General features: G+C 71.7%; 22 protein-coding genes. 15 read left to right on the forward strand and 7 right to left on the reverse strand.

Going from position 1 to position 22,829, the window contains the following annotated elements; genetic code table 11:
- Positions 1 to 23: 23 nt before the first annotated feature.
- From KUF83_RS37680 to KUF83_RS37695, 4 genes are all read right to left on the reverse strand, one after another.
- Complete coding sequence (locus KUF83_RS37680) at positions 24 to 1,136, reverse strand: acyl-CoA dehydrogenase family protein (RefSeq protein WP_217459547.1); 1,113 nt, start codon at positions 1,134 to 1,136, stop codon at positions 24 to 26.
- Positions 1,133 to 2,341 (reverse strand): acyl-CoA dehydrogenase family protein, encoded by a 1,209-nt coding sequence (locus tag KUF83_RS37685; RefSeq protein ID WP_217459548.1) that lies wholly within the window; start codon positions 2,339 to 2,341, stop codon positions 1,133 to 1,135. Before KUF83_RS37685 ends, KUF83_RS37680 begins: the two co-directional genes overlap by 4 nt.
- Positions 2,338 to 3,315: an NADPH:quinone oxidoreductase family protein gene (locus KUF83_RS37690; RefSeq protein ID WP_217459549.1), complete on the reverse strand. Its 978-nt coding sequence runs from the start codon at positions 3,313 to 3,315 to the stop codon at positions 2,338 to 2,340. Before KUF83_RS37690 ends, KUF83_RS37685 begins: the two co-directional genes overlap by 4 nt.
- A gap of 94 nt (positions 3,316 to 3,409) precedes the next feature.
- On the reverse strand, positions 3,410 to 4,096 hold the full coding sequence (locus KUF83_RS37695) for a helix-turn-helix domain-containing protein (protein ID WP_254644945.1): 687 nt from the start codon (positions 4,094 to 4,096) through the stop codon (positions 3,410 to 3,412).
- A 76-nt stretch (positions 4,097 to 4,172) separates the two neighbouring features.
- Between KUF83_RS37695 and KUF83_RS37700 the strand changes: the two genes are divergently transcribed.
- From KUF83_RS37700 to KUF83_RS37720, 5 genes are all read left to right on the forward strand, one after another.
- A complete protein-coding gene (locus KUF83_RS37700; protein WP_217459550.1) occupies positions 4,173 to 5,108 on the forward strand; it encodes an NAD(P)/FAD-dependent oxidoreductase in 936 nt (311 codons plus the stop codon).
- Between the two features lie 29 nt (positions 5,109 to 5,137).
- Positions 5,138 to 6,685, forward strand: a complete 1,548-nt coding sequence (locus KUF83_RS37705; RefSeq protein ID WP_217459551.1) for an ATP-dependent DNA ligase — start codon at positions 5,138 to 5,140, stop codon at positions 6,683 to 6,685.
- The gene (locus KUF83_RS37710; RefSeq protein ID WP_217459552.1) at positions 6,682 to 7,152 is read left to right on the forward strand and encodes an NUDIX domain-containing protein; all 471 of its coding nucleotides are present in this window, start codon (positions 6,682 to 6,684) and stop codon (positions 7,150 to 7,152) included. The genes KUF83_RS37705 and KUF83_RS37710 overlap by 4 nt, the downstream gene beginning before the upstream one ends.
- Before the next feature lie 92 nt (positions 7,153 to 7,244).
- The gene (locus KUF83_RS37715; protein WP_217459553.1) at positions 7,245 to 8,630 is read left to right on the forward strand and encodes an NADP-dependent succinic semialdehyde dehydrogenase; all 1,386 of its coding nucleotides are present in this window, start codon (positions 7,245 to 7,247) and stop codon (positions 8,628 to 8,630) included.
- A gap of 25 nt (positions 8,631 to 8,655) precedes the next feature.
- Positions 8,656 to 8,895 (forward strand): DUF6213 family protein, encoded by a 240-nt coding sequence (locus tag KUF83_RS37720; protein WP_217459554.1) that lies wholly within the window; start codon positions 8,656 to 8,658, stop codon positions 8,893 to 8,895.
- A gap of 31 nt (positions 8,896 to 8,926) precedes the next feature.
- Here KUF83_RS37720 and KUF83_RS37725 read toward each other — a convergent pair whose 3' ends face one another.
- Positions 8,927 to 9,619, reverse strand: a complete 693-nt coding sequence (locus KUF83_RS37725) for a transcriptional regulator (RefSeq protein WP_217459555.1) — start codon at positions 9,617 to 9,619, stop codon at positions 8,927 to 8,929.
- 191 nt (positions 9,620 to 9,810) lie between these two features.
- Between KUF83_RS37725 and KUF83_RS37730 the strand changes: the two genes are divergently transcribed.
- Genes KUF83_RS37730 through KUF83_RS37740 form a run of 3 tightly spaced genes read left to right on the forward strand, consistent with a single transcriptional unit; the run spans position 9,811 to position 12,618 of the window.
- Positions 9,811 to 10,875, forward strand: a complete 1,065-nt coding sequence (locus KUF83_RS37730) for a type III polyketide synthase (RefSeq protein ID WP_217459556.1) — start codon at positions 9,811 to 9,813, stop codon at positions 10,873 to 10,875.
- Between the two features lies 1 nt (position 10,876).
- Entirely contained in the window at positions 10,877 to 12,091 is a 1,215-nt protein-coding gene (locus KUF83_RS37735; RefSeq protein WP_217459557.1) for a cytochrome P450, read from the forward strand.
- Entirely contained in the window at positions 12,088 to 12,618 is a 531-nt protein-coding gene (locus KUF83_RS37740; RefSeq protein WP_308403315.1) for a cupin domain-containing protein, read from the forward strand. Before KUF83_RS37735 ends, KUF83_RS37740 begins: the two co-directional genes overlap by 4 nt.
- 136 nt (positions 12,619 to 12,754) lie before the next feature.
- Here KUF83_RS37740 and KUF83_RS37745 read toward each other — a convergent pair whose 3' ends face one another.
- Positions 12,755 to 13,984 (reverse strand): acyl-CoA dehydrogenase family protein, encoded by a 1,230-nt coding sequence (locus tag KUF83_RS37745; RefSeq protein ID WP_217459558.1) that lies wholly within the window; start codon positions 13,982 to 13,984, stop codon positions 12,755 to 12,757.
- A gap of 169 nt (positions 13,985 to 14,153) precedes the next feature.
- Between KUF83_RS37745 and KUF83_RS37750 the strand changes: the two genes are divergently transcribed.
- Complete coding sequence (locus KUF83_RS37750; RefSeq protein ID WP_217459559.1) at positions 14,154 to 14,795, forward strand: TetR family transcriptional regulator; 642 nt, start codon at positions 14,154 to 14,156, stop codon at positions 14,793 to 14,795.
- Positions 14,796 to 15,028: 233 nt separating this feature from the next.
- Here KUF83_RS37750 and def read toward each other — a convergent pair whose 3' ends face one another.
- Positions 15,029 to 15,568 (reverse strand): peptide deformylase, encoded by a 540-nt coding sequence (def, locus tag KUF83_RS37755; protein WP_217459560.1) that lies wholly within the window; start codon positions 15,566 to 15,568, stop codon positions 15,029 to 15,031.
- A gap of 143 nt (positions 15,569 to 15,711) precedes the next feature.
- On the opposite strand from def, the gene KUF83_RS37760 reads away from it, so the two are divergent.
- The 6 genes from KUF83_RS37760 to KUF83_RS37785 form a co-directional block, all read left to right on the forward strand.
- Positions 15,712 to 16,950 (forward strand): MurT ligase domain-containing protein, encoded by a 1,239-nt coding sequence (locus tag KUF83_RS37760; protein ID WP_217459561.1) that lies wholly within the window; start codon positions 15,712 to 15,714, stop codon positions 16,948 to 16,950.
- 19 nt (positions 16,951 to 16,969) lie between these two features.
- The gene (locus KUF83_RS37765; protein WP_217459562.1) at positions 16,970 to 17,698 is read left to right on the forward strand and encodes a type 1 glutamine amidotransferase; all 729 of its coding nucleotides are present in this window, start codon (positions 16,970 to 16,972) and stop codon (positions 17,696 to 17,698) included.
- A gap of 165 nt (positions 17,699 to 17,863) precedes the next feature.
- The gene (locus tag KUF83_RS37770) at positions 17,864 to 18,889 is read left to right on the forward strand and encodes a 6-phosphofructokinase (RefSeq protein ID WP_217459563.1); all 1,026 of its coding nucleotides are present in this window, start codon (positions 17,864 to 17,866) and stop codon (positions 18,887 to 18,889) included.
- Positions 18,890 to 19,108: 219 nt separating this feature from the next.
- On the forward strand, positions 19,109 to 20,059 hold the full coding sequence (locus KUF83_RS37775; RefSeq protein WP_217459564.1) for a cytochrome c oxidase assembly protein: 951 nt from the start codon (positions 19,109 to 19,111) through the stop codon (positions 20,057 to 20,059).
- Between the two features lie 211 nt (positions 20,060 to 20,270).
- The gene (locus KUF83_RS37780) at positions 20,271 to 21,791 is read left to right on the forward strand and encodes a DUF6777 domain-containing protein (RefSeq protein WP_308403316.1); all 1,521 of its coding nucleotides are present in this window, start codon (positions 20,271 to 20,273) and stop codon (positions 21,789 to 21,791) included.
- Positions 21,728 to 22,829, forward strand: a 1,102-nt coding sequence (locus tag KUF83_RS37785; RefSeq protein WP_254644946.1) for a serine/threonine-protein kinase, incomplete at its 3' end; no start/stop codon positions are given. The genes KUF83_RS37780 and KUF83_RS37785, both read left to right, overlap by 64 nt.

Below are 22,829 nucleotides of genomic sequence, written 5' to 3' on the forward strand. Positions count from 1 at the left end.
CCTCGTGCCGTGCGTGCGGTGGGTCAGGGGGCCTGGAGGTCCACCAGGGCGGCCAGTGCCTCCCGATGACTGCCCGCCGTGCCGTAGGCGATCGAGTCGGCCTTGGCCCGCTTCAGGTAGAGGTGCACCGGGTGTTCCCAGGTCATACCGATACCGGCGTGCAGCTGGAGCGCCTCCTCCGCGACGTGGACGGCGACCGGCGCCGCGTACGACTGGGCGACGGCGACCGCCACGTCCGCGTCCGCACTGCCGGTGGCCAGCGCGTCGGCCGCGTTGCGGGCCGCGGCGCGGGTGCTGACGGTCTCCAGCCACAGGTGCGCGAGCCGGTGCTTGAGTGCCTGGAAGCCGCCGACGGGGCGGTTGAACTGCTTGCGCTCCTTCAGGTAGCGGACCGTCTCGGTCAACGACCACTCGGCGAGACCGAGTTGCTCGGAGGCGAGAAGCCCGGCCCCGGCACGCAGGGCACGCCGTACGGCGGCTTCGGCGTCCGGGGTGAGCCGGCGTGCGGCGGCCCCGTCGAAGGTGACCGTGGCGACCGGCCGGGTCAGATCGAGGGAGACCTGCGGGGTGACCGTCACTCCCCCGGCGCCCGGCTCCACGGCGTACAGGCCGCCGTCCTGCGCCGGGACGAGCAGCACGTCCGCGGTCGCCGCGTCGGCGATCCCGCTCAACTCCCCGTACAGAGCGCCGCCTTCGATCCGTACGGACCTGAAGGGCGCCCCCGGCCCGACGGACAGCGCCACCGCGAGTGCGCCGAGCGTGCGGCCGGAGGCCAGCGCGGAAAGCAGCCCGGCGGCCTCGTCGGCGGGGCAGGCCAGCAGCGCCTCGGTCGCCACGACGGCACTGGTCAGATACGGGGCGGGAGCGACCGCCCGGCCCAACTCCTCCAGGACGACGGCGACTTCGCGATGCGTGGCGCCCTGGCCGCCCAGCGACTCCGGGACGAGGAGACCGGCGAGGCCCATCCCCTCACCGAGGGCCTTCCACAGGTCCGGGTCGTGAGGGCGGTCCGACTCCATGCGGGCGATCACACCCGGCGCGTCACAGTGGTCGGTGAGGAGATCGCGGACGGCCGCACGCAGCGCCTCTTCCTCCTCCGAGTACAGCAGGTCGGGCTGCGCGCGCTGCGTTGTCATCGGGCCAGGTCCTTCCAGGCGACGTCCTTGTCGGTGCGCGGCTCGGAGGGCAGGCCCAGCACGCGTTCGGCGACGATGTTCAGCAGGACCTCGCTGGTCCCGCCCTCGATGCTGTTGCCCTTGGAGCGGAGGTAGCGGTATCCGGCGTCACGGCCCGTGAAGTCGACTAGCTCGGGGCGACGCATCGTCCAGTCCTCGTACAACAGCCCCTCCTCACCGAGGAGTTCGACCTCCAGGCCGCTGATCTCCTGGTTCAGGCGGGCGAACGAGAGCTTCATGCCCGAGCCCTCGTAGCCCGGCTGCCCCGCGACCAGCTGCTGGCGCAGGCGCTCCCCGGTGAGCCGGGCCACCTCCGCCTCGACCCACAGCGTGAGCAGCCGCTGGTGGAGGTCGTGGGTGCGCAGCTCGGGACGCTCACGCCAGGTCTTCGAGACCGGGCCGATCATGCCGCCCTCGCGCGGGATGCGCATACCGCCGATGGAGACCCGTTCGTTCATCAGCGTGGTCTGCGCGACCCGCCAGCCGTCGCCGACCTCACCGAGGCGGTGTGCGTCGGGGATGCGGACGTCGGTGAGGAAGACCTCGTTGAACTCGGCCTCGCCGGTGATCTGGCGCAGCGGCCGCACCTCGACACCCGGGTCCGTCATGTCGCAGATGAAGTACGTGATGCCGCGGTGCTTGGGCAGGTCCGGGTCGGTGCGGGCGATGAGGATGGCCCAGCGGGCGAGGTGGGCGCTGGACGTCCACACCTTCTGGCCGTTGACCACCCACGAGTCGCCGTCCCGCACGGCGCGTGTGCCCAGTGCCGCCAGGTCGGACCCGGCGCCCGGCTCGCTGAACAGCTGGCACCAGACCTCCTCGCCCACCCACAGGGGCCTGAGGAAGCGGCTCTTCTGCTCCTCGGTTCCGAAGCCGAGGATCGTCGGCGCGGCCATGCCGAGGCCGATGCCGATGCGCCGCGGATCGTTGTCGGGAGCGCCCGCGGCCTCCAGTTCGGCGTCCACGACGGCCTGGAGGGAGCGGGGCGCGCCGAGGCCGCCGAGTCCCTGCGGGTAGTGCACCCACGCGAGACCGGCGTCGTACCGGGCCTTGAGGAAGTCCGGGCGGCCGGTACTGCCGACCGGGTGCGCGGCCAGCAACTCCTGGGTGCGGCGGCGCAGTTCGGGGGCGTCGTGCGTCCCGCCCCCGCTCGCGGTGCCGGTCATGCGGCTGCTCCGTTCTCGAGTGAGGGCACCACGGCGACCCGGCCCGTGGTGACGCCGTCGGCGACCCGCTGCACGGCGTCGGCCGCGCCGGTCAGCGGCACACGCTCACTGACCAGCGGCTTGATCGCGCCCCGGGTGGCCAGCTCGGTCAGCTGCTCGTGGCAGTGCAGGACCAGCTTCGGGTCCTTGGTGTTGTAGAGGCCCCAGTGCAGGCCCAGGATCGAGTAGTTCTTCACCAGGGCGTGGTTGAGCGCCGGGCTCGGGATGGTGCCGCTGGCGAAGCCCACGACGACGATGCGGCCCTCGAAGGCGACGACCTTGGCGGACTGCGTGTAGGCCGCGCCGCCGACCGGGTCGTACACGACGTCGACGCCCCGGCCGCCGGTGGCCTCCTTGACCGCGGCGACGACGTCCTCGGAGCGCCGGTCCACGACGACGTCGCAGCCCAGCTCGCGCGCGACGGCGGCCTTGTCGGCGCCGCCCACGACGCCGATGACCTTCGCGCCCGCGGCCCTGCCGAGCTGCACGGCCGCGCTGCCGACCCCTCCCGCGGCAGCGTGGACGAGCAGCGTCTCGCCGGCCTCCAGACGGGCCCGCCGGTGCAGGCCGAACCAGCCCGTCTGGTAGCCGATGTGCAGGGCCGCGGCCTCGGCGTCGTCCAGCGCCTCGGGGGCGGGCAGCAGAGCCGCGGCGTCCGCGACGGCGTACTCGGCGAAGCCGCCGTACGGCAGTGCGGGGTTGGCGATGACCCGCCGGCCGTCCTCGGTCTCGCCGCAGATCTCCACCCCCGGCGTGAACGGCATCGGCGGCCTGACCTGGTACTGCCCGCGGCACATCAGGGCGTCCGGGAAGTTGATGTTCGCCGCACGCACAGCGAGGAGGACCTGGCCGTCACCCGGAGTGGGCCGCTCGACCTCCTGGAGCCGCATCACCTCGCCGGGCTCGCCGTTCTCGTGCACTTGCCATGCCTGCATGCGGGGCCTCCACGGGACTGCTTCATCTGATCGGGCTCAAACGCATACTAAGCGGTCGCTTGCCGATCAGGGAACAGTCGGACGGGGGTCGGTGTCAGTCCGCCCGGCCGCCGCGCTTCGGGCGCGCCCGTACATGCATCCGCTCCCCCTGCCGCCCGAAAAGGCTCAGGAACTCCACCGGCCCCTCCCCCGTGGAGCCGAACCAGTGGGGCACGCGCGTGTCGAACTCGGCGGCCTCCCCCGCGCCGAGCACGACGTCGTGGTCGCCGAGCACGAGGCGCAGCCGCCCGGAGAGCACGTACAGCCACTCGTAGCCCTCGTGGACGCGGGGCTCCGGCTCCTCCTTCCGGTTCGGTTCGAGCACCTTGTAGGCCTGGAGGCCGCCCGGCTGGCGGGTGAGCGGCCAGTGCGTACGGCCGTGCATGACGATCGGCTTCGCCGCGCGGACGCGCGGGTCGCCCACCTGCGGCGCCCCGACGAGCTCGTCGAGGGGCACCTGGTGGGCCCGGGCGATGGGCAGCAGCAGCTCCAGGCTGGGTTTGCGCAGGCCCGACTCCAGGCGGGAGAGGGTGCTCACGGAGATGCCGGTGGCGGCGGACAGCCCCGCGAGAGTGGCTCCGCGCTCCTTGCGGACGCGACGCAGCCGGGGGCCGACCTCCGCGAGGACGTCGGCCGTGCCGGTCCCACCGGCGGCCCCGTCCGTGTCCGCGGAGTTCTCATCGGCCGCCCCGCGCCTTTGGCGCCCTGCGTGATCCTCGTGCTCGTGCTCGCGCTCCCTCATGACCACATTGCAGTTTCAGCAAAGTTGTTTGTCAATACGGGCGCGGTCGGCGACCTTCTCAGTGGAGGTGGTCACCATGACCGATACATACGAAGTGGTCGTCGTCGGCGGCGGTGCGGCCGGACTGTCCGCGGCGCTCGTCCTCGGACGCGCCCGCCGGAGCGTGCTCGTGATCGACGCGGGCGAACCACGCAACGCGCCCGCCGCACACATGCAGGGTTACCTGTCCCGGGACGGGATGCCGCCGGCCGAGTTCCTCGCCGCGGGCCGCGAGGAGATCGCCCGGTACGGCGTCGAGCTCGTCGAAGGCCGGGCGGTGGACGTGGCGCGGGGCGCGGACGGGGAGTTCGACGTGACACTCGAAGGGGGGCGCGCGGTGCACGGGCGCCGGCTGTTCGTCGCCACCGGGCTCGCCGACGAACTGCCGAAGGTGCCCGGGGTCGCCGAGCGCTTCGGCCGGGACGTGCTGCACTGCCCCTACTGCCACGGCTGGGAGGTGCGCGACCAGGCATTCGGCGTCCTCGCCTCGACCCCGATGGGCGTGCACCAGGCCCTGATCGTCTCCCAGTGGTCCAAGGACGTGACCCTGTTCCTGCACACGGTCGACGAGGGTGAGCTTCCGGACGAGGACCTGCGCAGGCTCGCCGCGGCCGGTGTCGCCGTGGTGCCCGGTGAGGTCGCGGGCCTGGAAGTGACCGACGACCGGCTCACCGCGGTCCGGCTCGCGGACGGCACGACGCACGAGCGCGCGGTGCTGTTCGTCGCGCCCCGGGCCGTCCCCCGCACCGGCCTGCTGGAACGGCTGGGCGCCGAACTGCAGGAGACACCTTTCGGCACGTACGCCGTGGTCGACGCGACGGGTTCGACCAGCGTGCCCGGCGTCTGGGCGGCCGGCAACGCGACCGGTTTCGGCGAGCAGGTCGTGAACGCCGCGAGCGGCGGCTACCGGGCGGGGGTCACGATCAACGGAGAGCTGCTCTTCGCGGACCTCGACGCGGCCGTCGGGGTGTAGACCGGCCGCCTCCGTTGCACCATTGCTGCATGCTGCTGACCCGGCTCGCCCATGTGTCCCAGGAGGTCGCCGCCACCGCGGCGCGGTCCCGGAAGGTCGCTCTGCTCGCGGAGCTCTTCCGGGACGCGCAGGCCGACGACGTGCCCGTCGTCATCCCGTACCTGGCGGGCCGTCTGCCCCAGGGGAGACTCGGAGTCGGCTGGAAGACGCTCAGCGCGCCCGTCCCGCCCGCCGAGCGGCCCACGTTGACCGTGCGGGAGGTGGACGCACGTCTCACACGGCTCGGCGAGGTCTCCGGCGCCGGATCACAGGCGCGGCGGGCGCGGCTGGTCGGGGAGTTGATGGGCGAGGCCACCGGCCCCGAGCAGCGGTTCCTCCTCGCGCTGATCGGCGGCGAGGTGCGGCAGGGCGCCCTCGACGCCGTGGCGGTCGAGGGCCTGGCCCTGGCGACCGGCGCCCCCTCGGCCGATGTGCGCAGGGCGGTGATGCTGGCGGGTTCGCTCCAGAGCGTGGCCGAGCGGCTGCTCGCCGACGGACCCGGGTCCCTCGCCGCGTTCCGGCTCACCGTCGGCCGGCCCGTCCTGCCGATGCTGGCGCACAGCGCCCCGTCCGTCGCCGAGGCGGTCGACAAGCTCGGCGCCTGCGTGGTCGAGGAGAAGCTCGACGGCATTCGCGTCCAGGTCCACCGCGACGGCGACGACGTACGCGTCTACACCCGCACCCTGGACGACATCACCGACCGGCTGCCCGAAATCACCAGCGCGGCCAGGGACTTGAAGGGTGAGCGCTTCATCCTGGACGGTGAGGTCATCGCCTTCGACGGGAACGGGCGGCCCCGGTCCTTCCAGGAGACCGCCGGCCGCGTCGGCTCCCGTGTGGACGTCGCCACCGCCGCCGGGGCCGTGCCCGTGTCCCCCGTCTTCTTCGACGCCCTGTCCGTGGACGGCCACGACCTGCTCGACCTGCCGTTCGCCGACCGTCACACGGAACTGGCCCGCCTGGTCCCCGAGCCGATGCGCGTCCGGCGCACCCTCCTGCCGGACCCCGCGGACGAGAGTGCACGGGCCGCCGCCGAACGGTTCCTCACCGACACGCTCGCGCGCGGCCACGAGGGCGTCGTCCTCAAGTCCCTCGACGCTCCCTACAGCGCGGGCCGACGCGGCGCCTCCTGGCTGAAGGTCAAACCGGTGCACACGCTCGACCTGGTCGTGCTGGCCGCCGAGTGGGGCAGCGGGCGACGCACCGGCAAACTCTCCAACCTGCATCTGGGGGCGCGCAGGCCGGACGGCTCCTTCGCCATGCTGGGCAAGACCTTCAAGGGCATGACGGACGTGATGCTGGCCTGGCAGACCGAGCGGCTCCAGGAACTCGCCGTCGAGGACAGCGGTCATGTGGTGACCGTCCGTCCCGAACTGGTCGTGGAGATCGCGTACGACGGCCTGCAGCGCTCCACCCGCTACCCGGCGGGCGTCACCCTGCGCTTCGCCCGTGTCGTGCGCTATCGCGAGGACAAGACCCCGGCCGAGGCCGACACCGTCGAGACGCTGCTCGCCGCCCACCCGGAGGTCGCCCCGTGACCGCCGACGGGAAACGCAGCGCGGGCCTGCTCCTCTTCCGCCGTACCGACCTCGGCGTCGAGGTGCTGCTCGGCCACATGGGCGGCCCGTTCTTCGCCCGGCGCGACGCCGGGGCGTGGACCGTACCGAAGGGCGAGTACGAGCCGGACGAGGCGGCGTGGGACGCGGCCCGCCGCGAGTTCGAGGAGGAACTGGGGCTCCCGCCGCCCGACGGCGAGGCCCTCCCTCTGGGCGAGGTCACCCAGACGAACCGCAAGATCGTCACGGTCTGGGCCGTCGAGGCGGACCTCGACCCGGCGAGCGTGGTCCCCGGCACCTTCACGATGGAGTGGCCACCCCACTCGGGCCGGAGCCAGGAGTTCCCCGAGCTGGACCGGGTGGAGTGGCTGGCCATGGACCGCGCCCGAGCCGTACTGATCAAGGCCCAGACGGAGTTCCTGGACCGCCTGGAACGGCATACGGGCTGACGAGAGGGGCACGCGCCCCGAAAGGGCGCGGGGAACCGCGCGCTCAGCCACGACGAACCCACACCCTACGAACCGCACCAGGAGGCCCGTCCATGCCGATCGCAACCGTCAACCCGGCCACAGGTGAAACGCTCAAGACCTACGACGCCCTCGACGCGGAGGAGATCGAACACCGCCTCGCCACCGCGGAGGCGGCGTTCCGCCATCACCGCACGACCTCGTTCGCGGAGCGCGCCCGGCTGCTGCACCGGGCCGCCGATCTCCTCGAGGGCGACGCCCAGGACATCGGCCGGATCATGACCACCGAGATGGGCAAGCCCGTCAAGCAGGCCCGCGCCGAGGCGGCGAAGTGCGCGAAGGCGATGCGCTGGTACGCCGACCACGCCGAGGAACTCCTCGCCGACGAGGAGGGCGGCAAGGCCGACGCCGAGGACTCCGGCGCCTCCCGTGTCCTCGTGCGGTACCGCCCGCTCGGCCCGGTCCTCGCCGTCATGCCGTGGAACTTCCCGCTCTGGCAGGTGATCCGCTTCGCCGCGCCCGCGCTGATGGCGGGCAACGTCGGTCTGCTCAAACACGCCTCGAACGTCCCGCAGACCGCCCTCTACCTGGAGGACCTTTTCCGCCGGGCCGGCTACCCGGAGGGCTGCTTCCAGACGCTGCTCATCGGCTCCGGCGCGGTCGAGGACATTCTGCGCGACCCGCGGGTCAAGGCGGCCACGCTGACCGGCAGCGAACCGGCGGGCCGCGCGGTCGCCTCGGTCGCCGGGGACGAGGTCAAGAAGACCGTCCTGGAGCTGGGCGGCAGCGACCCGTACGTGGTCATGCCGTCGGCCGACATCGACAAGGCGGCGAGGACCGCCGTGACGGCCCGGGTGCAGAACAACGGGCAGTCCTGCATCGCCGCCAAGCGGTTCATCGTCCACACGGACGTCTTCGACGCCTTCGCCGAGCGCTTCACCGCGGGGATGAACGCCCTCACGGTCGGCGACCCGCTGGACGAGGCCACGGACGTCGGCCCGGTCGCCACCGAGCAGGGCCGCGACGACCTGACGGAACTGGTCGACGACGCCGTCGAGAGCGGTGCGACCGTGCTGTGCGGCGGCGAGGTACCCGACGGGGACGGCTGGTACTACCCGCCCACCGTCCTCACCGACATCACCCCCGAGATGCGCATCCACCAGGAGGAGACGTTCGGGCCCGTCGCGACGCTCTACCGCGCCGCCGACCTCGACGAGGCGGTGGCCATCGCCAACGACACGCCGTTCGGGCTGAGTTCCAACGTCTGGACCCGCGACGACACCGAGATCGACCGGTTCGTACGGGATCTGGAGGCCGGCGGGGTCTACGTCAACGGGATGACGGCGTCCCACCCGGCGTTCCCGTTCGGCGGCGTCAAGCGGTCCGGCTACGGGCGTGAACTGTCGGGGCACGGAATCCGAGAGTTCTGCAACATCACCACCGTATGGCACGGAGCGTGAGCGTTCCGGAGCTACGATCCCCTCTGTGAACCGCGAAGTGACCCTGCCTCTGATCGTCGACGACCGCGGGACCCTGCAGGTGGCTGCCGCCGATGTGAGCAAGCTGCTGCGCACGATGGGCGGCCGGTGGCTGCATCTGGTGGAAGCCGGACAGGACGGGCTCGACGAGGACACCGTCGCCGCGCTCACCATCGAACTCGCCAAGCTTGCCGACCGGATCGACGTGGCGTGCATCGCGCACAGCAGTGGCGGTGCCTCCGGCTAGGGCACCGTCACCGGACACGGTCGCGCGCCGCTCACGGGGCGCTCCGCTGGTCCCGTTCCCACAGGGCGTGCCAGAACCTCGTCTCGTAAGTCTGCAGCAGGCGCCCGTGGCGGTGCGCCTCGTGCTCGTCCAGCCGGCCGGTCTCCAGGCCCGCCGCCACAGCCGCCAGCGCCCTGCGGTCCAGCTCCGCGGACGGCTCGGCGAAGAGGTCGAAGAAACCGCACGCCTCGTCGTCGAAGCCGTAGTGGCGGCGCAGCGCCTCGGCGATCGTCGCGCAATAGCCGCCCCAGGCAGCGAAGTTGGCGCTGAGGGCGAGAACCACCTCGGCCGGGGAGCCGTTCAGCGCGAGCCAGGCCACGTACGCGGGATAGGTCTGGCAGTCGGCGAGCGGCTCGTACGACGCCTCGCGTGCCGGGTCCACGCCACAGGCGGCAGCGAACGCTTTGAGACGGTCCCGGGCCAGCTCCTCGCCCTCCGCGAGCATGCCGAAGAAGGCGGCGCACTCGGGCCCGGCGGACAGCCCCTCCCCGGCCGGCCGTGCGGCCAGATGGCGGAACGCCCGGAGGTCGGCGGCGATCACATGGCCCTGCTCCAGGGCGAGGGCCGCGAGCGTGTCGCGGCGGGCCGCGCCCCGGGCGATCAGCGGGAGCAGCCGGTTGGCATGCGAGTCCGGGGCGAGCCCGGCGGTGATGCTCTCCAGCAGTTCCCTGGCCGTCCGCGTCATCGCGCGTCCCTTCGTCCGACTGACTGGCTGCCCCTGCGACCAGGGTCCCACCTCCGGCCCGTGCCCCCGGGCCCGTGTCCCCGGTCTGGAGTAGTCCGGCGCGATATCCGGGCTCCCCCGGGTGATCGTGGTGGAACCACCCTTCCGCCGAGGAGAGGGAGTTCCCGGCGGGCGAGAGAAGGCGCAGGCACATGGCGACTTTGTGCAGACCCGCGGTCTCCGTTCCGGAATACGTGATCACGATGGAGGAGACGCTCGAGCTGGCGCGCTCCCGCCACCCCGATCACCCCCAACTGCCGCTCGCGCTGCGGCTGATCGAGAACACCGGCGTACGCACCCGGCACATCGTGCAGCCCATCGAGGAAACGCTCAAGCACCCCGGCTTCGCCGAACGCAACAAGGTGTACGAGGCCGAGGCGAAGGCCCGCGTGCCGGCCGTCGTCCAACGGGCGCTCGACGACGCGGAGGTCCTGGCCGCCGACATCGACGTGATCATCTACGTCTCGTGCACGGGCTTCATGATGCCCTCGCTGACGGCCTGGCTGATCAACTCGATGGAGTTCACCAGCGACACCCGCCAGATACCCATAGCGCAGCTCGGCTGCGCCGCCGGGGGCGCCGCGATCAACCGGGCGCACGACTTCTGCACGGCCTACCCCGAGGCCAACGCGCTCATCGTGGCCTGCGAGTTCTGCTCGCTGTGCTACCAGCCGACCGACCTCGGAGTCGGCTCGTTGCTGTGCAACGGCCTGTTCGGGGACGGCATCGCCGCGGCCGTGGTCCGCGGACAGGGCGGTGAGGGCATCCGCCTGGAGCGCAACGGCTCGTACCTGATCCCCAAGACCGAGGACTGGATCATGTACGACGTGCGGGCCACCGGCTTTCACTTCCTGCTGGACAAGCGGGTGCCGGCCACCATGGAACCGCTCGCCCCCGCTCTCCAGGACCTCGCGAACCTGCACGGCTGGGACGCTTCCGACCTGGACTTCTACATCATCCACGCCGGGGGTCCGCGGATCCTCGACGACCTCAGCAAGTTCCTCCAAGTGGCACCGGAGGCCTTCCGGTTCAGCCGGGCGACGCTCACCGAGTACGGGAACATCGCCAGCGCCGTCGTCCTGGACGCGCTGCGCAGGCTGTTCGACGAGGGGGGCTCCCATCACCAGGCGCGCGGACTGCTCGCCGGCTTCGGGCCGGGGATCACGGCCGAGATGGCGCTGGGCCGCTGGCACCGCACGAACGAAGAGACGGTGTGACATGACCCTGAGCGAAGAGACGACGGCCGCACCCCCGGTACGGCACTGGCCGGCCCTGGACCTGACCGGGGTCGACTTCGACCCCGTCCTGTCCGAGCTGATGCGGGAGGGCCCCGTCAACCGGATCCAGCTGCCCAACGGCGAGGGCTGGGCCTGGCTGGTCACGCGCTACGAGGACGTACGGCTGGTGACGAACGACCCGCGGTTCAGCCGCGCGGCGGTCCTCGGCCGCCAGGTCACCCGGCTGGCACCGCACTTCATTCCGGCGCCGGGTGCGATGAGCTTCGTCGACAAGCCCGACCACGCCCGGCTGCGCAGAGCGGTGAACGCCGCGTTCACCACGCGTGGCATCGAGCGCCTGCGGGCGAACGCCCAGGAGACCCTCGACGCGATGGTCGACGGCATGCTCCGGGACGGGCCGCCGGCCGATCTGATCGACCGGGTCCTGTCCCCGTTCCCGATCACGGTCATCTGCGAGCTGATGGGTGTCCCGGCCGACGACCGGCACACCCTGCACACCTGGACGCAGGCGATCCTCTCCTCCTCGCAGGGCGCCGAGACGAGCGAGCGCGCCAAGCGGGACATGGAGGTGTACTTCGCCAAGCTGATCGCGGAGCGGCGCGGCGCCACGGGCGAGGACGTGACCTCGCTGCTCGGCGCCGCGGTGGGTCGGGGCGACATCACCGAGGAGGAGGCGGTGGCGCTCGCGGGTCCGATCCAGATCGGCGGCGAGGCCGTCACCAACAACACCGGGCAGATGCTCTACATCCTCCTGACCAGGCCCGCGCTGTTCGACCGGCTGCGCGCCGAACCGGAGCTGCGCCCGCAGGCCCTGGACGAACTGCTGCGCTACATCCCGCACCGCAACGCGGTGGGCCTGTCCCGGATCGCCACGGAGGACGTCGTGCTCAGGGGTGTACGGATCCGGGCGGGCGATCCCGTCTACGTGTCCTATCTGGCCGCCAACCGGGACCCGGACGTCTTCCCGGACCCCGACCGGATCGACTTCGAGCGCGGCCCCAACCCGCATCTGGCGTTCGGGCACGGTCCGCACTACTGCGTGGGCGGGATGCTGGCCCGCATGGAGTCGGAGCTGATGGTGAACACGCTCCTCGACCGGATCCCGACGCTGCGCCTGTCCGTCTCCGAGGACGAGGTGCCGTGGCGGCGCGGCGCGCTGATCCGCGGGCCCGAGGCCCTGCCCGTCACCTGGTGACCGCGCTCACGCCGCCCGAGGGCCTGCTGGTGCCACCGGGCCACGGCCGTACGGTCCGTACCCCGGCCCAGCACGTCACCTTCAAGGTGACCGGTACGCACTCCCGGGCGGCGTCCAGCTTCGAGGTGATCGTGCCGCCCGGCTTCGACGTCGGCGCGCATGTGCACTCGCGCAGCGAGGAGCTCTTCTACGTCCTGGAGGGCGAGCTGGACGTGCTCGCCTTCGAGCCGCGGGTGCGGACGCCCGACAACTGGCAGCGCTGGGAGTCCGGTTCGGGCAACCGGGTGGTGCGGGCGACGCCGGGCACGGTGATCGTCGTGCCGCCCGGCTGCCCGCACGCGTTCGCCAACCCCACGGGGAACCCGGCCAAGATGTTCTTCCAGGCGTCCCCGCCGCCGGATCACGAGCGTTACTTCGACGAGCTGCTCAGCATCCTCGACGCGGGGGGTCCTCCGGACACCGCGGCGATCGAGGAGCTGCGGTCCCGGTACGACATCGAGCAGCTGACGCCGTTGCGCCACCGGTAGGCGTCCGGTCGTCACAGGTTCCCCACGCCCCTGAAGGGCGAAAGCCGGGGCGCAGCCCCGCTTTTCAGGGGTGCGGGGAACTGCGCGCTCAGCCACGACGCACCCGCACCCGCACCGGACAGTGATCCGCTCGGCGCTACCGGATCGGCATGCCGGACAGCGTCCGGGCGATGACGAGCCGCTGGATCTCGCTCGTGCCCTCGAAGATCGTGTAGATGGCCGCGTCCCGGTGCATCCGCTCGACGGGGTACTCGCGCGTGTACCCGTTGCCGCCGAGGATCTGGATCGCCTGCCCGGTGACCTTCTTCGCCGTCTCACTGGCGAACAGCTTCGACATCGAGCCCTCGGCCGAGGTGAACTGCTTCCCGCTCACGGCCATCCAGGAGGCGCGCCACACCAGCAGCCGGGCCGCGTCGATCGACGTACGCATGTCGGCGAGCTGGAAGGCCACGCCCTGGTTGTCGATGATCGGCCGACCGAACTGCTCACGCGTCCGCGCGTAGTCGAGGGCCACCTCGTAGGCGGCCCGTGCCGTGCCGACCGCCATGGCGCCGACGGCCGGGCGGGACGCCTCGAACGTGGCCATCGCCGCGTTCTTCAGGCGCTCACCGCCTCCCGCCTTCGCGCGCTCCCGGGCGCGGGCGAGCCGCTCGTCGAGCTTCTCCTTGCCGCCGAGGAGGCAGGAGCCGGGAATCCGGACGTTCTCCAGGACGACCTCGGCGGTGTGCGAGGCGCGGATGCCGTGCTTCTTGAACTTCTGGCCCTGGGACAGACCGGGCGTGTTCGGCGGGATGATGAAGGACGCGTGGCCCTTGGAGCCCAGTTCGGAGTCCACGACCGCGACCACGACGTGCACGTTGGCGATACCACCGTTGGTCGCCCACGTCTTCGTACCGTCGAGAACCCACTCGTCCTTGGCCTCGTCGTACACGGCGCGCGTCCGCATGGAGGCGACGTCGGAGCCGGCGTCGGGCTCGGAGGAGCAGAAGGCGGCGACCTTGACATCGTTGGCATCGCCGTACATCTGGGGGATCCAGGTGCCGATCTGCTCCTCGGTGCCGTTGGCGAGGACGCCCACGGCGGCGAGGCCGGTGCCGACGATCGACAGGGCGATGCCCGCGTCGCCCCAGAACAGCTCCTCCATGGCCATGGGAATGCCGAGGCCGGTGGGGTCGAAGTACTGCTGGGCGTAGAAGTCCAGGGAGTAGATGCCGACCTTCGCGGCCTCCTGGATGACCGGCCAGGGAGTCTCCTCGCGCTCGTCCCATTCGGCGGCCGCGGGGCGGATGACGTCGGCGGCGAAGCCGTGGATCCAGTCCCGGACCTCCCTCTGCTCGTCGTTGAGCTCCATGGTGAACTCGGCCATGTCCCCTCCAGGGCTGCACTTACGTGTTACTTGCGGTAACCGTAGCCTGTTACCGGTCGGTAGTAAAAGTCAACTCCCCGTTCCAGCTCGGCAGCCCGTTCGAGGCAGACCCCGCTCCGGGTGTTACGTTGCCCAGGCGTCACCGAATCAGCACGGGTGGGGAGAGCTCATGGACACCACACAGCGGACCGAGCAGCAGAGGTCCGCCGACCGCCGACGGCGCGAGCTGCTGGAGGCCGCCGACCGGGTGGTGCTCCGCGACGGCCCGGGCGCCTCGATGAACGCCATCGCGGCGGAGGCGGGCATCACCAAACCGATCCTGTACCGCCACTTCGGCGACAAGGGCGGACTCTACGCTGCCCTCGCCAAGCGCCACACGGACGCCCTCCTCGGAGCGCTGCGCGCCGCACTCGACGCCCCCGCCGAGCGCCGGCAGCGCGTGGAGGCCACGCTCGACACCTACCTCGCGGCGATCGAGGCACGCCCTCAGGTGTACCGCTTCCTGATGCATCCGTCGGAGGGCGGCCCGCAGAGCGACCAGGGCTTCGCCGTGGGGCTCTCCGCTCCCCTGCTGCGCCGGATGGGCGAGGAGCTCGCCGAGGTCATCGAGGAGCGCGTCGATCTCGGCCCGGACAGCCAGCAGTTGGCCCGCGTCTGGGGCCACGGCATCGTCGGCATGATGCACGCGGCGGGCGACTGGTGGCTCGGCGAACGCCCCTGCGCCCGAGCCGAGTTGGTCCGAGCCCTGGCCGACCTCCTCTGGGGCAGGCTGGCCGCGGCGGGCGACAAGGTCGGCGGCCCCGGCTTCTAACGTTCCGCCGGCTGCACGGTTCGCGGACTCCGAGCAACGACCGTTCCCCGCGCTCCCATTGAAGGGCGCGGGGAATGGCGCGGTCCCTCAGGGGCGCGGGGAACCGCGCGGTTTTCAGGGGCGCGGGGAACGGCGCAGTCTTTGAGGGGCGCGGGGAACTGCGCGACCAGCCACCACGCAGCCTCACCCGCACCCGCACCCGCACCCGCAGCAGACGACCGGGCCGCGAACCCTCAACGACTCCAACCGGCCCGCCCCGCCTGCCACATCACCCGCCGGTGGCGCCATCCACGCACCCGGTCCACGTACAACCCACCGTCGAGATGGTCGCACTCGTGCTGAAGGCACCGGGCGAACCACCCGGTGCCGTGCACCCGCACCGGCTCACCGTCCATGGTGACGCCCTCCACCACGGCATGGTCGTACCGCTCGGTGCCCGCCTCCAGGCCGGGCAGCGACAGACACCCCTCGGGCCCGCGCAGCACCACCCCGTCCACCGCCACGAGCCGCGGGTTCACCACATGTCCCACATGTCGTCGGTCTTCGTCGTCGGGGCAGTCGTATACGAAGACCCGCAACGACTCTCCCACTTGGTTCGCGGCCAGCCCGACCCCCTCCGCCGCGTACATGGTCGAGAACATGTTCTCGACGAGCCGCGCCAGTTGGGGACCGAACTCCGTGACTTCTTCACACCGTGTGCGCAACACGGGGTCGCCGAGCAAAGAGAGAGGAAGGACGCGCCCTCGGGCGCCCGGGATCGAGCCGTGTCGCATGGCCGCAAGGGTACGGTCCTCAATGTCGCGCGGGTGCCGGGGTGGTGCCGCGGTTCGGGTGGGTGAGTGGATCTCGATAGGCTGAGGGCCACACGTTGCCGGGAGCAGTGCGCGGCGCCGTACGCAAGGAGGATCGAGAACTGATGGCAGGCAACTCGGACCCGCTGTCGCCGCGGGCCAAGCTGGCCGTGACGGCGGGCAAGGCGGTCGCAGCGGCGTCCCGCGCCGCGGGCCGCGGCAGCGGATCGGTGATCGGCGGCCGGGTGGCGCTCAAACTCGACCCCGACCTGCTGGCCCGGCTCGCACAGCACCTGGACGTCATCCTGGTGTCGGCCACGAACGGCAAGACGACCACCACACGGCTGATCGCCGAGGCGCTGCGCGCCGCGGGGCCCGTCGTCTCGAACGCGCTGGGCGCGAACATGCCGGCCGGCATCACCTCGGCGCTGGCGGGCGGCTCGGACTCGCGGTTCGCCGTGATCGAGGTCGACGAGAAGTACCTCTCCGGGGTGGCGCGCGACACTGATCCCAAGTGCATCGCCCTGCTCAACCTCTCCCGCGACCAGCTGGACCGCGCGGCGGAGACCCGCATGATGGCCGAGCACTGGCGCGAGGGCCTGGCCGGGTCCAAGGCCGTCGTGGTCGCCAACGCCGACGATCCGCTCGTCGTGTGGGCGGCGTCCTCCTCACCGAACGTGGTGTGGGTGGCCGCCGGCCAGATGTGGAAGGACGACGCCTGGTCCTGCCCGTCCTGCGGCGGTGTGATGCAGCGCCCCGGCGACGACTGGTTCTGCGGCGAGTGCGGTTTCCGCCGCCCCACGCCGAGCTGGGCGCTCTCCGGTGACCACGTCCTCGACCCGCACGGTTCGGCCTGGCCGATCCACCTCCAGCTGCCGGGCCGCGCCAACAAGGCCAACGCTGCCTCGTCGGCCGCCGTCGCCGCCGTCTTCGGCGTACCGCCGCAGGTAGCCCTGGAACGCATGTACCAGGTGCAGGCCGTGGCCGGACGCTACGACGTCGTGCAGTTCATGCAGCGCGACCTGCGTCTGCTGCTCGCCAAGAACCCGGCGGGCTGGCTGGAGACGTTCTCCCTGATCGACCCGCCGCCGACCCCGGTGATCCTGTCCGTGAACGCGCGCGGGGCCGACGGCACCGACACCTCCTGGCTGTGGGACGTCGACTACACCCGGCTCACCGGCCACCCGATCTTCGTGCTCGGCGACCGGAAGCTGGACCTGGCCGTCCGCCTGGAGGTTGCGAACCAGCAGTTCCAGGTCTGCGAGAGCCTCGACCAGGCCGTGCAGGCGGCACCGCCGGGACGCATCGAGGTCATCGCGAACTACACCGCTTTCCAGGACCTGCGGCGTCGTGTCGGCAACTGAACCCCGGAGGACGAAGAGAATGAGTGACAACAGCCTGCGGCTGGTGTGGATCTACCCGGACCTGCTGAGCACGTACGGCGACCAGGGCAACGCGCTCGTCGTCGAGCGCCGGGCCCGCCAGCGCGGGCTGGACGTGGCCCGTCTCGACGTGCGCAGCGACCAGCCGATCCCCACCTCCGGTGACATCTACCTCATCGGTGGCGGTGAGGACCGGCCGCAGCGGCTCGCGGCCGAGCGGCTGCGCCGCGACGGCGGTCTGGAGCGCGCGGTCGGCAACGGCGCGATCGTCTTCTCGGTGTGCGCCGGCTACCAGATCCTCGGCCACGAGTTCATCAACGACCTGGGCCAGCGCGAGCCGGGCCTCGGTCTGCTCGACGTCGTCTCCACCCGCGGCGAGGGCGAGCGGTGCGTCGGTGACGTGTTCGGCGACATCGACGCGCGCCTGGGCCTGCCCCCGCTGACCGGCTTCGAGAACCACCAGGGCGTCACGCACCTCGGCCCCACCGCCCGCCCCTTCGCGAACGTGCGGCTCGGCAAGGGCAACGGCACGGGCGACGGCACGGAGGGCGCGTACAACGACACGGTCTTCGGCACGTACATGCACGGTCCCGTGCTCGCCCGGAACCCGCTGATCGGCGATCTGCTGCTCAAGCTGGCACTGGATGTCAACGCCCTGCCGCCGATCGACGACCGGTGGTACGAGGCGCTGCGCTCCGAGCGCATCGCCGCTGCTCAGCAGCCTGCCTGACCCCACGGGCGGAGCCCATCCGACCGCGTGCCCGCTCACCTGTGCGGGTACGTCCAGCAGGCGGACGCACAGTGCGGATCCGCCCCCTGCCGCCGGTAGGGTGGCGGCGTCCAGCCGGACAGCGTGGTCCGGTTCCCGGCCCACGTTGAGAAGGTATTTCGGGCTATGCGCATTGGTGTCCTCACGTCCGGCGGCGACTGCCCCGGCCTGAACGCCGTCATCCGGTCCGTCGTACACCGCGCCGTCGTCGACCACGGCGACGAGGTCATCGGCTTCCGGGACGGCTGGAAAGGCCTCTTGGAGTGCGACTACCTCAAGCTCGACCTGGACGCCGTGAGCGGCATCCTGGCTCGCGGCGGCACCATGCTCGGCTCCTCCCGGGTCCAGCCCGCGCATCTGCGTGACGGTGTGGAGCGGGCCAGGGGCCACGTCGAGGAGCTCGGGCTCGACGCGATCATCCCGATCGGTGGAGAGGGCACGCTCAAGGCGGCCCGCCTCCTGTCGGACAGCGGCCTGCCGATCGTCGGCGTGCCGAAGACCATCGACAACGACATCGCGGTCACGGACGTCACCTTCGGCTTCGACACGGCCGTGGGCGTCGCCACCGAGGCCCTCGACCGGCTGAAGACCACCGCCGAGTCCCACCAGCGGGTCCTGATCGTCGAGGTCATGGGACGCCACACCGGGTGGATCGCGCTGCACTCCGGCATGGCCGCGGGCGCCCACGCGATCGTCGTCCCGGAACGGCCTTTCGACATCGAGGAGTTGGCCACCAAGGTCGGCGAGCGCTTCTCGGCGGGCAAGAAGTTCGCCATCGTCGTCGCCGCGGAGGGCGCGAAGCCCCGCGAGGGCACGATGAGTTACGACGAGGGCCGCAAGGACGTCTACGGCCACGAGCGCTTCGCGGGCATCGCGCGGCAGCTCTCGATCGAGCTGGAGGAGCGCCTCGGCAAGGAGGCCCGTCCGGTGATCCTCGGGCACGTCCAGCGCGGAGGCACGCCCACCGCGTACGACCGTGTGCTCGCGACCCGGTTCGGGTGGCATGCCGTGGAGGCCGTGCACCGGGGCGAGTTCGGCAAGATGACCGCGCTGCGCGGGACGGACATCGTGATGGTGTCGCTGGCCGAGGCGGTCGAGACGCTGAAGACCGTTCCGGACGAGCGGTACGCCGAGGCGGAGTGCGTGCTCTGACGCTTCGCTGAGAGCGGCCGGGCCCGCGGACTGTCCGCGGGCCGCGGACAGTCCGCGGGCCGCCTGTGGCTTGTGGTCTGTGGCCTGTCGCACAGTTCGCCGCGCCCTTCGAGAGGTGCCCCGGACCAGAACCGCCCCCGGTCGCGGACGTGACCGGGGGCGGTTCTAGTCTGGGTGCGGACAGACGGCACGCAACCAGTACGAACCAGGAGCCGGCGGATGGATCACAGCGGGCACGGCATGACGATGGATCTGCCGCCGTTCACGCTGGGCCGGGGACTTCAGTGGTCCCCCGACCCGTTCTTCCTCGTCGCCTGCCTCCTGGGGCTCGCGCTGTACGGGTGGGGTGTGGTGCGGCTGGTGCGGCGCGGTGACGCGTGGCCGGCCGGGCGGACCGTGGCGTTCGTCGTCGGCGTCCTGAGCGTGATGCTCGTGCTCTGCACCAGGCTGAACGACTACGGCATGGTCATGTTCAGCGTGCACATGGTGCAGCACATGGTGATCAGCATGCTGTCGCCGATCCTGATCCTGCTCGGCGCCCCGATCACACTCGCGCTGCGCGCGCTGCCGACCGCCGGGCGCGGCCGCAAGGGACCGCGCGAGCTGCTCCTGATGTTCCTGCACAGCAGGTTCATGCGGGTCGTCACCCACCCGGCGTTCACGATCCCGTTGTTCATCGCGAGCCTCTACGGGCTGTACTTCACGCCGATCTTCGACTCCCTGATGGGATCCACGGTCGGCCACACCGCGATGATGTGCCACTTCCTCGCCGTCGGCCTGGTGTTCTTCTGGCCGATCATGGGCGTGGATCCCGGTCCGCACCGGCCCGGCTATCTGATGCGGATGCTGGAACTGTTCGCCGGCATGCCGTTCCACGCGTTCTTCGGCATCGCGCTGATGATGGCGTCCGAGCCGATGGTCGAGACGTACAGGAATCCGTCCGCCTCCCTGGGCATCGACGCCCTCGCCGACCAGACGGCGGCGGGCGGCATCGCCTGGGCGTTCAGCGAGATCCCGTCCGTGCTCGTGCTGCTCGCGCTGCTGTTCCAGTGGCACCGCTCCGAGGAGCGGCAGGCGCGGCGGTCGGACCGGGCCGCCGACCGTGACGGCGACAAGGAACTCGAGGCGTACAACGCCTATCTGGCCTCACTCAACGCACGCGGTAACTGAGCCCCTTTTCCCCTTTCGGCCACTCCGCACACTTCGACAATTCCCCTTGACTGCAAGGCTTTTCCATTCAGTAGCATGATGCGTGACGCCCTGCTTCCGCTCTGCGGGGCTACGGGGGAAACCGCCAGGGGGAGCGGTCATGACAATTCACGCATGCTTGTTGCGGACCGGAAAAGCCGTGGTCCGAAGGCTTGCCGTTCTACTGGCCGCTGTGTTGATCCTCAGCGGATGCGCCGAACAACGCCTGTTCGTGGTGAAGGCCGTCGCGGCCGGAATACCGTCACTCGCACCTTTTTTCGAAGAGGACGGATCGCTGGGCAGGGACAAGAAGAATGTCAGGCCGGAGCAACCGCACAGCGGCCTCCAGCAGGGCAACACCCCTGGTCTGTACGGGGGTACGCGAGATCAGCGGGTCTGTGACGTCGACCGGCTCAAGGATTTCCTCACGGATCCCAGGAACAAACAAAAGGCCCGGGAATGGGCGCGGATCGTGGGCATCACACCTGGCCGGATCGAGGGGTACGTGGACGGCCTCACACCCGTCCTGCTGCGTCACGACACCCTCGTGGAGAACCACGACTACAAGAAGGGCAGCACGGTCCCCTACGACGCATTGCTGGAGGCGGGAATCGCGGTATTGGTGAACGACCAGGGACTTCCCGCCGTGAAGTGCTCATGCGGAAATCCCTTGCGTGCCTTCGACAGGGACCCCGGGCGGATCTCGGTCGAGTTCCAGGACGGCAACGACAAATGGGACGGCTACGAGAAGTCGGACGTGGTGACCGTCAAGCCCTCGCCGCGGCCGCTGGAGCGGATCGCCCTGCTGGACGTGGAGGACCCCGGCAGGGCCATCACCCGGCCTGTCGGCACCACGGGCGAGCAGGACAGCACCTTCGACGCGACGAAGCGGCGCGAGGTGCCTCCCGTGGCGGGGATGACCTTCGACGAGGCCGGCCAGGCGCTCGCCGAGGTGGGCCTGGCCGTGACGTACGCCGGAGACGGGCTCCCTGCGGGTGACGCGCCGGTGACCGGAGTCGCTCCCGGGCCGGGGACGCCTCTGGCGTTCGGGAAGGCCGTGGCGCTGAGTGTGGATCCGGCCTCGCGGTCCGGTGAAGGGGCCACGCCCTCGTCACCGTCCGGGACGAAGTCGCCTCCGGGCACCCGGGCGCCGTCCGGGACGGAGTCCGCCCCCGGCAAGGGGACGCCGTCGGACAAGGAGACCGGGCCCGGAAGCGGCACACCGACGGGGACCGGGTCGGCACCCGGCAGCGGGACACCGTCCGGGCAGGGGCCGACACCCAGCGGCGGGACACCGTCCGGGCAGGGGCCGACACCCAGCGGCGGGACCGCGTCCGGGACGCAGTCCTCGCCCGACGACGGGACACCCGCCGAGACCGCGTCGAAACCGGCCCCGAAGCCGCCGCCGTCCCCGGACCCGCCGCCCCCGACCGTGTCGAGCACGCCGCCCGCGGCCGGCCCCCCGTCCGCCGCCCCGACGTCCACCGGCCCCGCACCGGTGGAGCCCACGCGCAGCGACCCGGCCTCGGGCGAGCCCGCCACGCCCGGCGCGCCGGACACCGGCGCATCCGACATCGAGGTGTCGGACACCGGCGAGGCGGCACAGAGCCCGGCACAGGCCCACACGGAGCAGAACCCGGGAGTGACCGGATGTCATCAGGAGCACCACAGCCGGGAGTCGGCCGCGTCATCGGCGGCCGCTATCTCCTGCTGAACCAGCTGGGCAGTGGCGGCATGGGCCACGTCTGGCTGGCCCACGACCAGCGGCTGGCCTGCGAGGTCGCGCTCAAGGAGATCGTGTTCCGCGACCCGGGTGAGTCGGGCCGGGACCGCTCGGCCAGAGTCGCCCGGGCCCGCGCCGAGGCTCGGCACGCCGCGGGCCTGCGCGGTCACCCGCACGTCGTGACCGTGCACGACGTCCTGGAGCACGAGGGCCTGCCCTGGATCGTGATGGAGTACGTGTCCGGGGCGCTGGATCTCAGTGCGCTGATCGCCCTGCGCGGGGCCCTGGCGCCCGCCGAGTGCGCCCGGATCGGGCTCGCCGTGCTGGACGCCCTGACCGCCGGGCACGAGCGCGGTGTCATGCACCGGGACGTGAAACCCGCCAACATCCTCCTCGCCCCGGACCGCGCGGGGTCGCCGTACGCCCGGGTGCTGCTCACCGACTACGGCATCTCCGTGCAGCCCGACGGCGGTGAGACCCGGTACACCCTGACCTCCGCCCTGGTGGGCACCGCCGGATACCTGGCACCGGAGCGGACCCGGGGCGGCCCGCCCACCGCGGCCGCCGACCTGTTCTCGCTGGGCTGCACGCTGTACTGCGCCGTCGAGGGACACGGCCCCTTCGACCGTGAGTCGGGGCTCGCGGCGCTCACCGCCGTCGTCCTGGAGGAGCCGCGGCCCATGCTGCGGGCGGGCGCGCTGGAGCCGCTCCTCGCGGCCATGCTCGTCAAGGACCCGGTCCACCGGATCACCGCCGAGGAGACCGCGGCCGCGCTGTCCGCGATCCTGACGCCCCGGTCGCGTCCCCGGACCCTGCTCGACCCGGGCTCGGAGCCGCCGTGGGCGGGCGGGGCCACCCATACGGCCCCTTCCCGCGACCGACCGGTGCCCGAGGCCCCGCAGAGCCACGGAAGCGGCTCGCAGTGGTACGCGCCGTCCGCCGGGCAGGAGTCGTCCTCGGCGCCGCCCCGGGCGGGGAGCCCCGGCACCTGGCCGCCCGCGCGGGAGCCCTCCGCCGCGGGGCCCGCGG

The organism is Streptomyces sp. BV286, assembly GCF_019090165.1.
Classification (GTDB): Bacteria; Actinomycetota; Actinomycetes; order Streptomycetales; family Streptomycetaceae; genus Streptomyces.

Coding starts and splice junctions, on each gene's coding strand:
- KUF83_RS37680 (WP_217459547.1), bottom strand. CDS start 1,136: ATGACAACGCAGCGCGCGCAGCCCGACCTGCTGTACTCGGAGGAGGAA.
- KUF83_RS37685 (WP_217459548.1), bottom strand. CDS start 2,341: ATGACCGGCACCGCGAGCGGGGGCGGGACGCACGACGCCCCCGAACTG.
- KUF83_RS37690 (WP_217459549.1), bottom strand. CDS start 3,315: ATGCAGGCATGGCAAGTGCACGAGAACGGCGAGCCCGGCGAGGTGATG.
- KUF83_RS37695 (WP_254644945.1), bottom strand. CDS start 4,096: ATGAGGGAGCGCGAGCACGAGCACGAGGATCACGCAGGGCGCCAAAGG.
- KUF83_RS37700 (WP_217459550.1), top strand. CDS start 4,173: ATGACCGATACATACGAAGTGGTCGTCGTCGGCGGCGGTGCGGCCGGA.
- KUF83_RS37705 (WP_217459551.1), top strand. CDS start 5,138: ATGCTGCTGACCCGGCTCGCCCATGTGTCCCAGGAGGTCGCCGCCACC.
- KUF83_RS37715 (WP_217459553.1), top strand. CDS start 7,245: ATGCCGATCGCAACCGTCAACCCGGCCACAGGTGAAACGCTCAAGACC.
- KUF83_RS37725 (WP_217459555.1), bottom strand. CDS start 9,619: ATGACGCGGACGGCCAGGGAACTGCTGGAGAGCATCACCGCCGGGCTC.
- KUF83_RS37730 (WP_217459556.1), top strand. CDS start 9,811: ATGGCGACTTTGTGCAGACCCGCGGTCTCCGTTCCGGAATACGTGATC.
- KUF83_RS37735 (WP_217459557.1), top strand. CDS start 10,877: ATGACCCTGAGCGAAGAGACGACGGCCGCACCCCCGGTACGGCACTGG.
- KUF83_RS37745 (WP_217459558.1), bottom strand. CDS start 13,984: ATGGCCGAGTTCACCATGGAGCTCAACGACGAGCAGAGGGAGGTCCGG.
- KUF83_RS37750 (WP_217459559.1), top strand. CDS start 14,154: ATGGACACCACACAGCGGACCGAGCAGCAGAGGTCCGCCGACCGCCGA.
- def (WP_217459560.1), bottom strand. CDS start 15,568: ATGCGACACGGCTCGATCCCGGGCGCCCGAGGGCGCGTCCTTCCTCTC.
- KUF83_RS37760 (WP_217459561.1), top strand. CDS start 15,712: ATGGCAGGCAACTCGGACCCGCTGTCGCCGCGGGCCAAGCTGGCCGTG.
- KUF83_RS37765 (WP_217459562.1), top strand. CDS start 16,970: ATGAGTGACAACAGCCTGCGGCTGGTGTGGATCTACCCGGACCTGCTG.
- KUF83_RS37770 (WP_217459563.1), top strand. CDS start 17,864: ATGCGCATTGGTGTCCTCACGTCCGGCGGCGACTGCCCCGGCCTGAAC.
- KUF83_RS37775 (WP_217459564.1), top strand. CDS start 19,109: ATGGATCACAGCGGGCACGGCATGACGATGGATCTGCCGCCGTTCACG.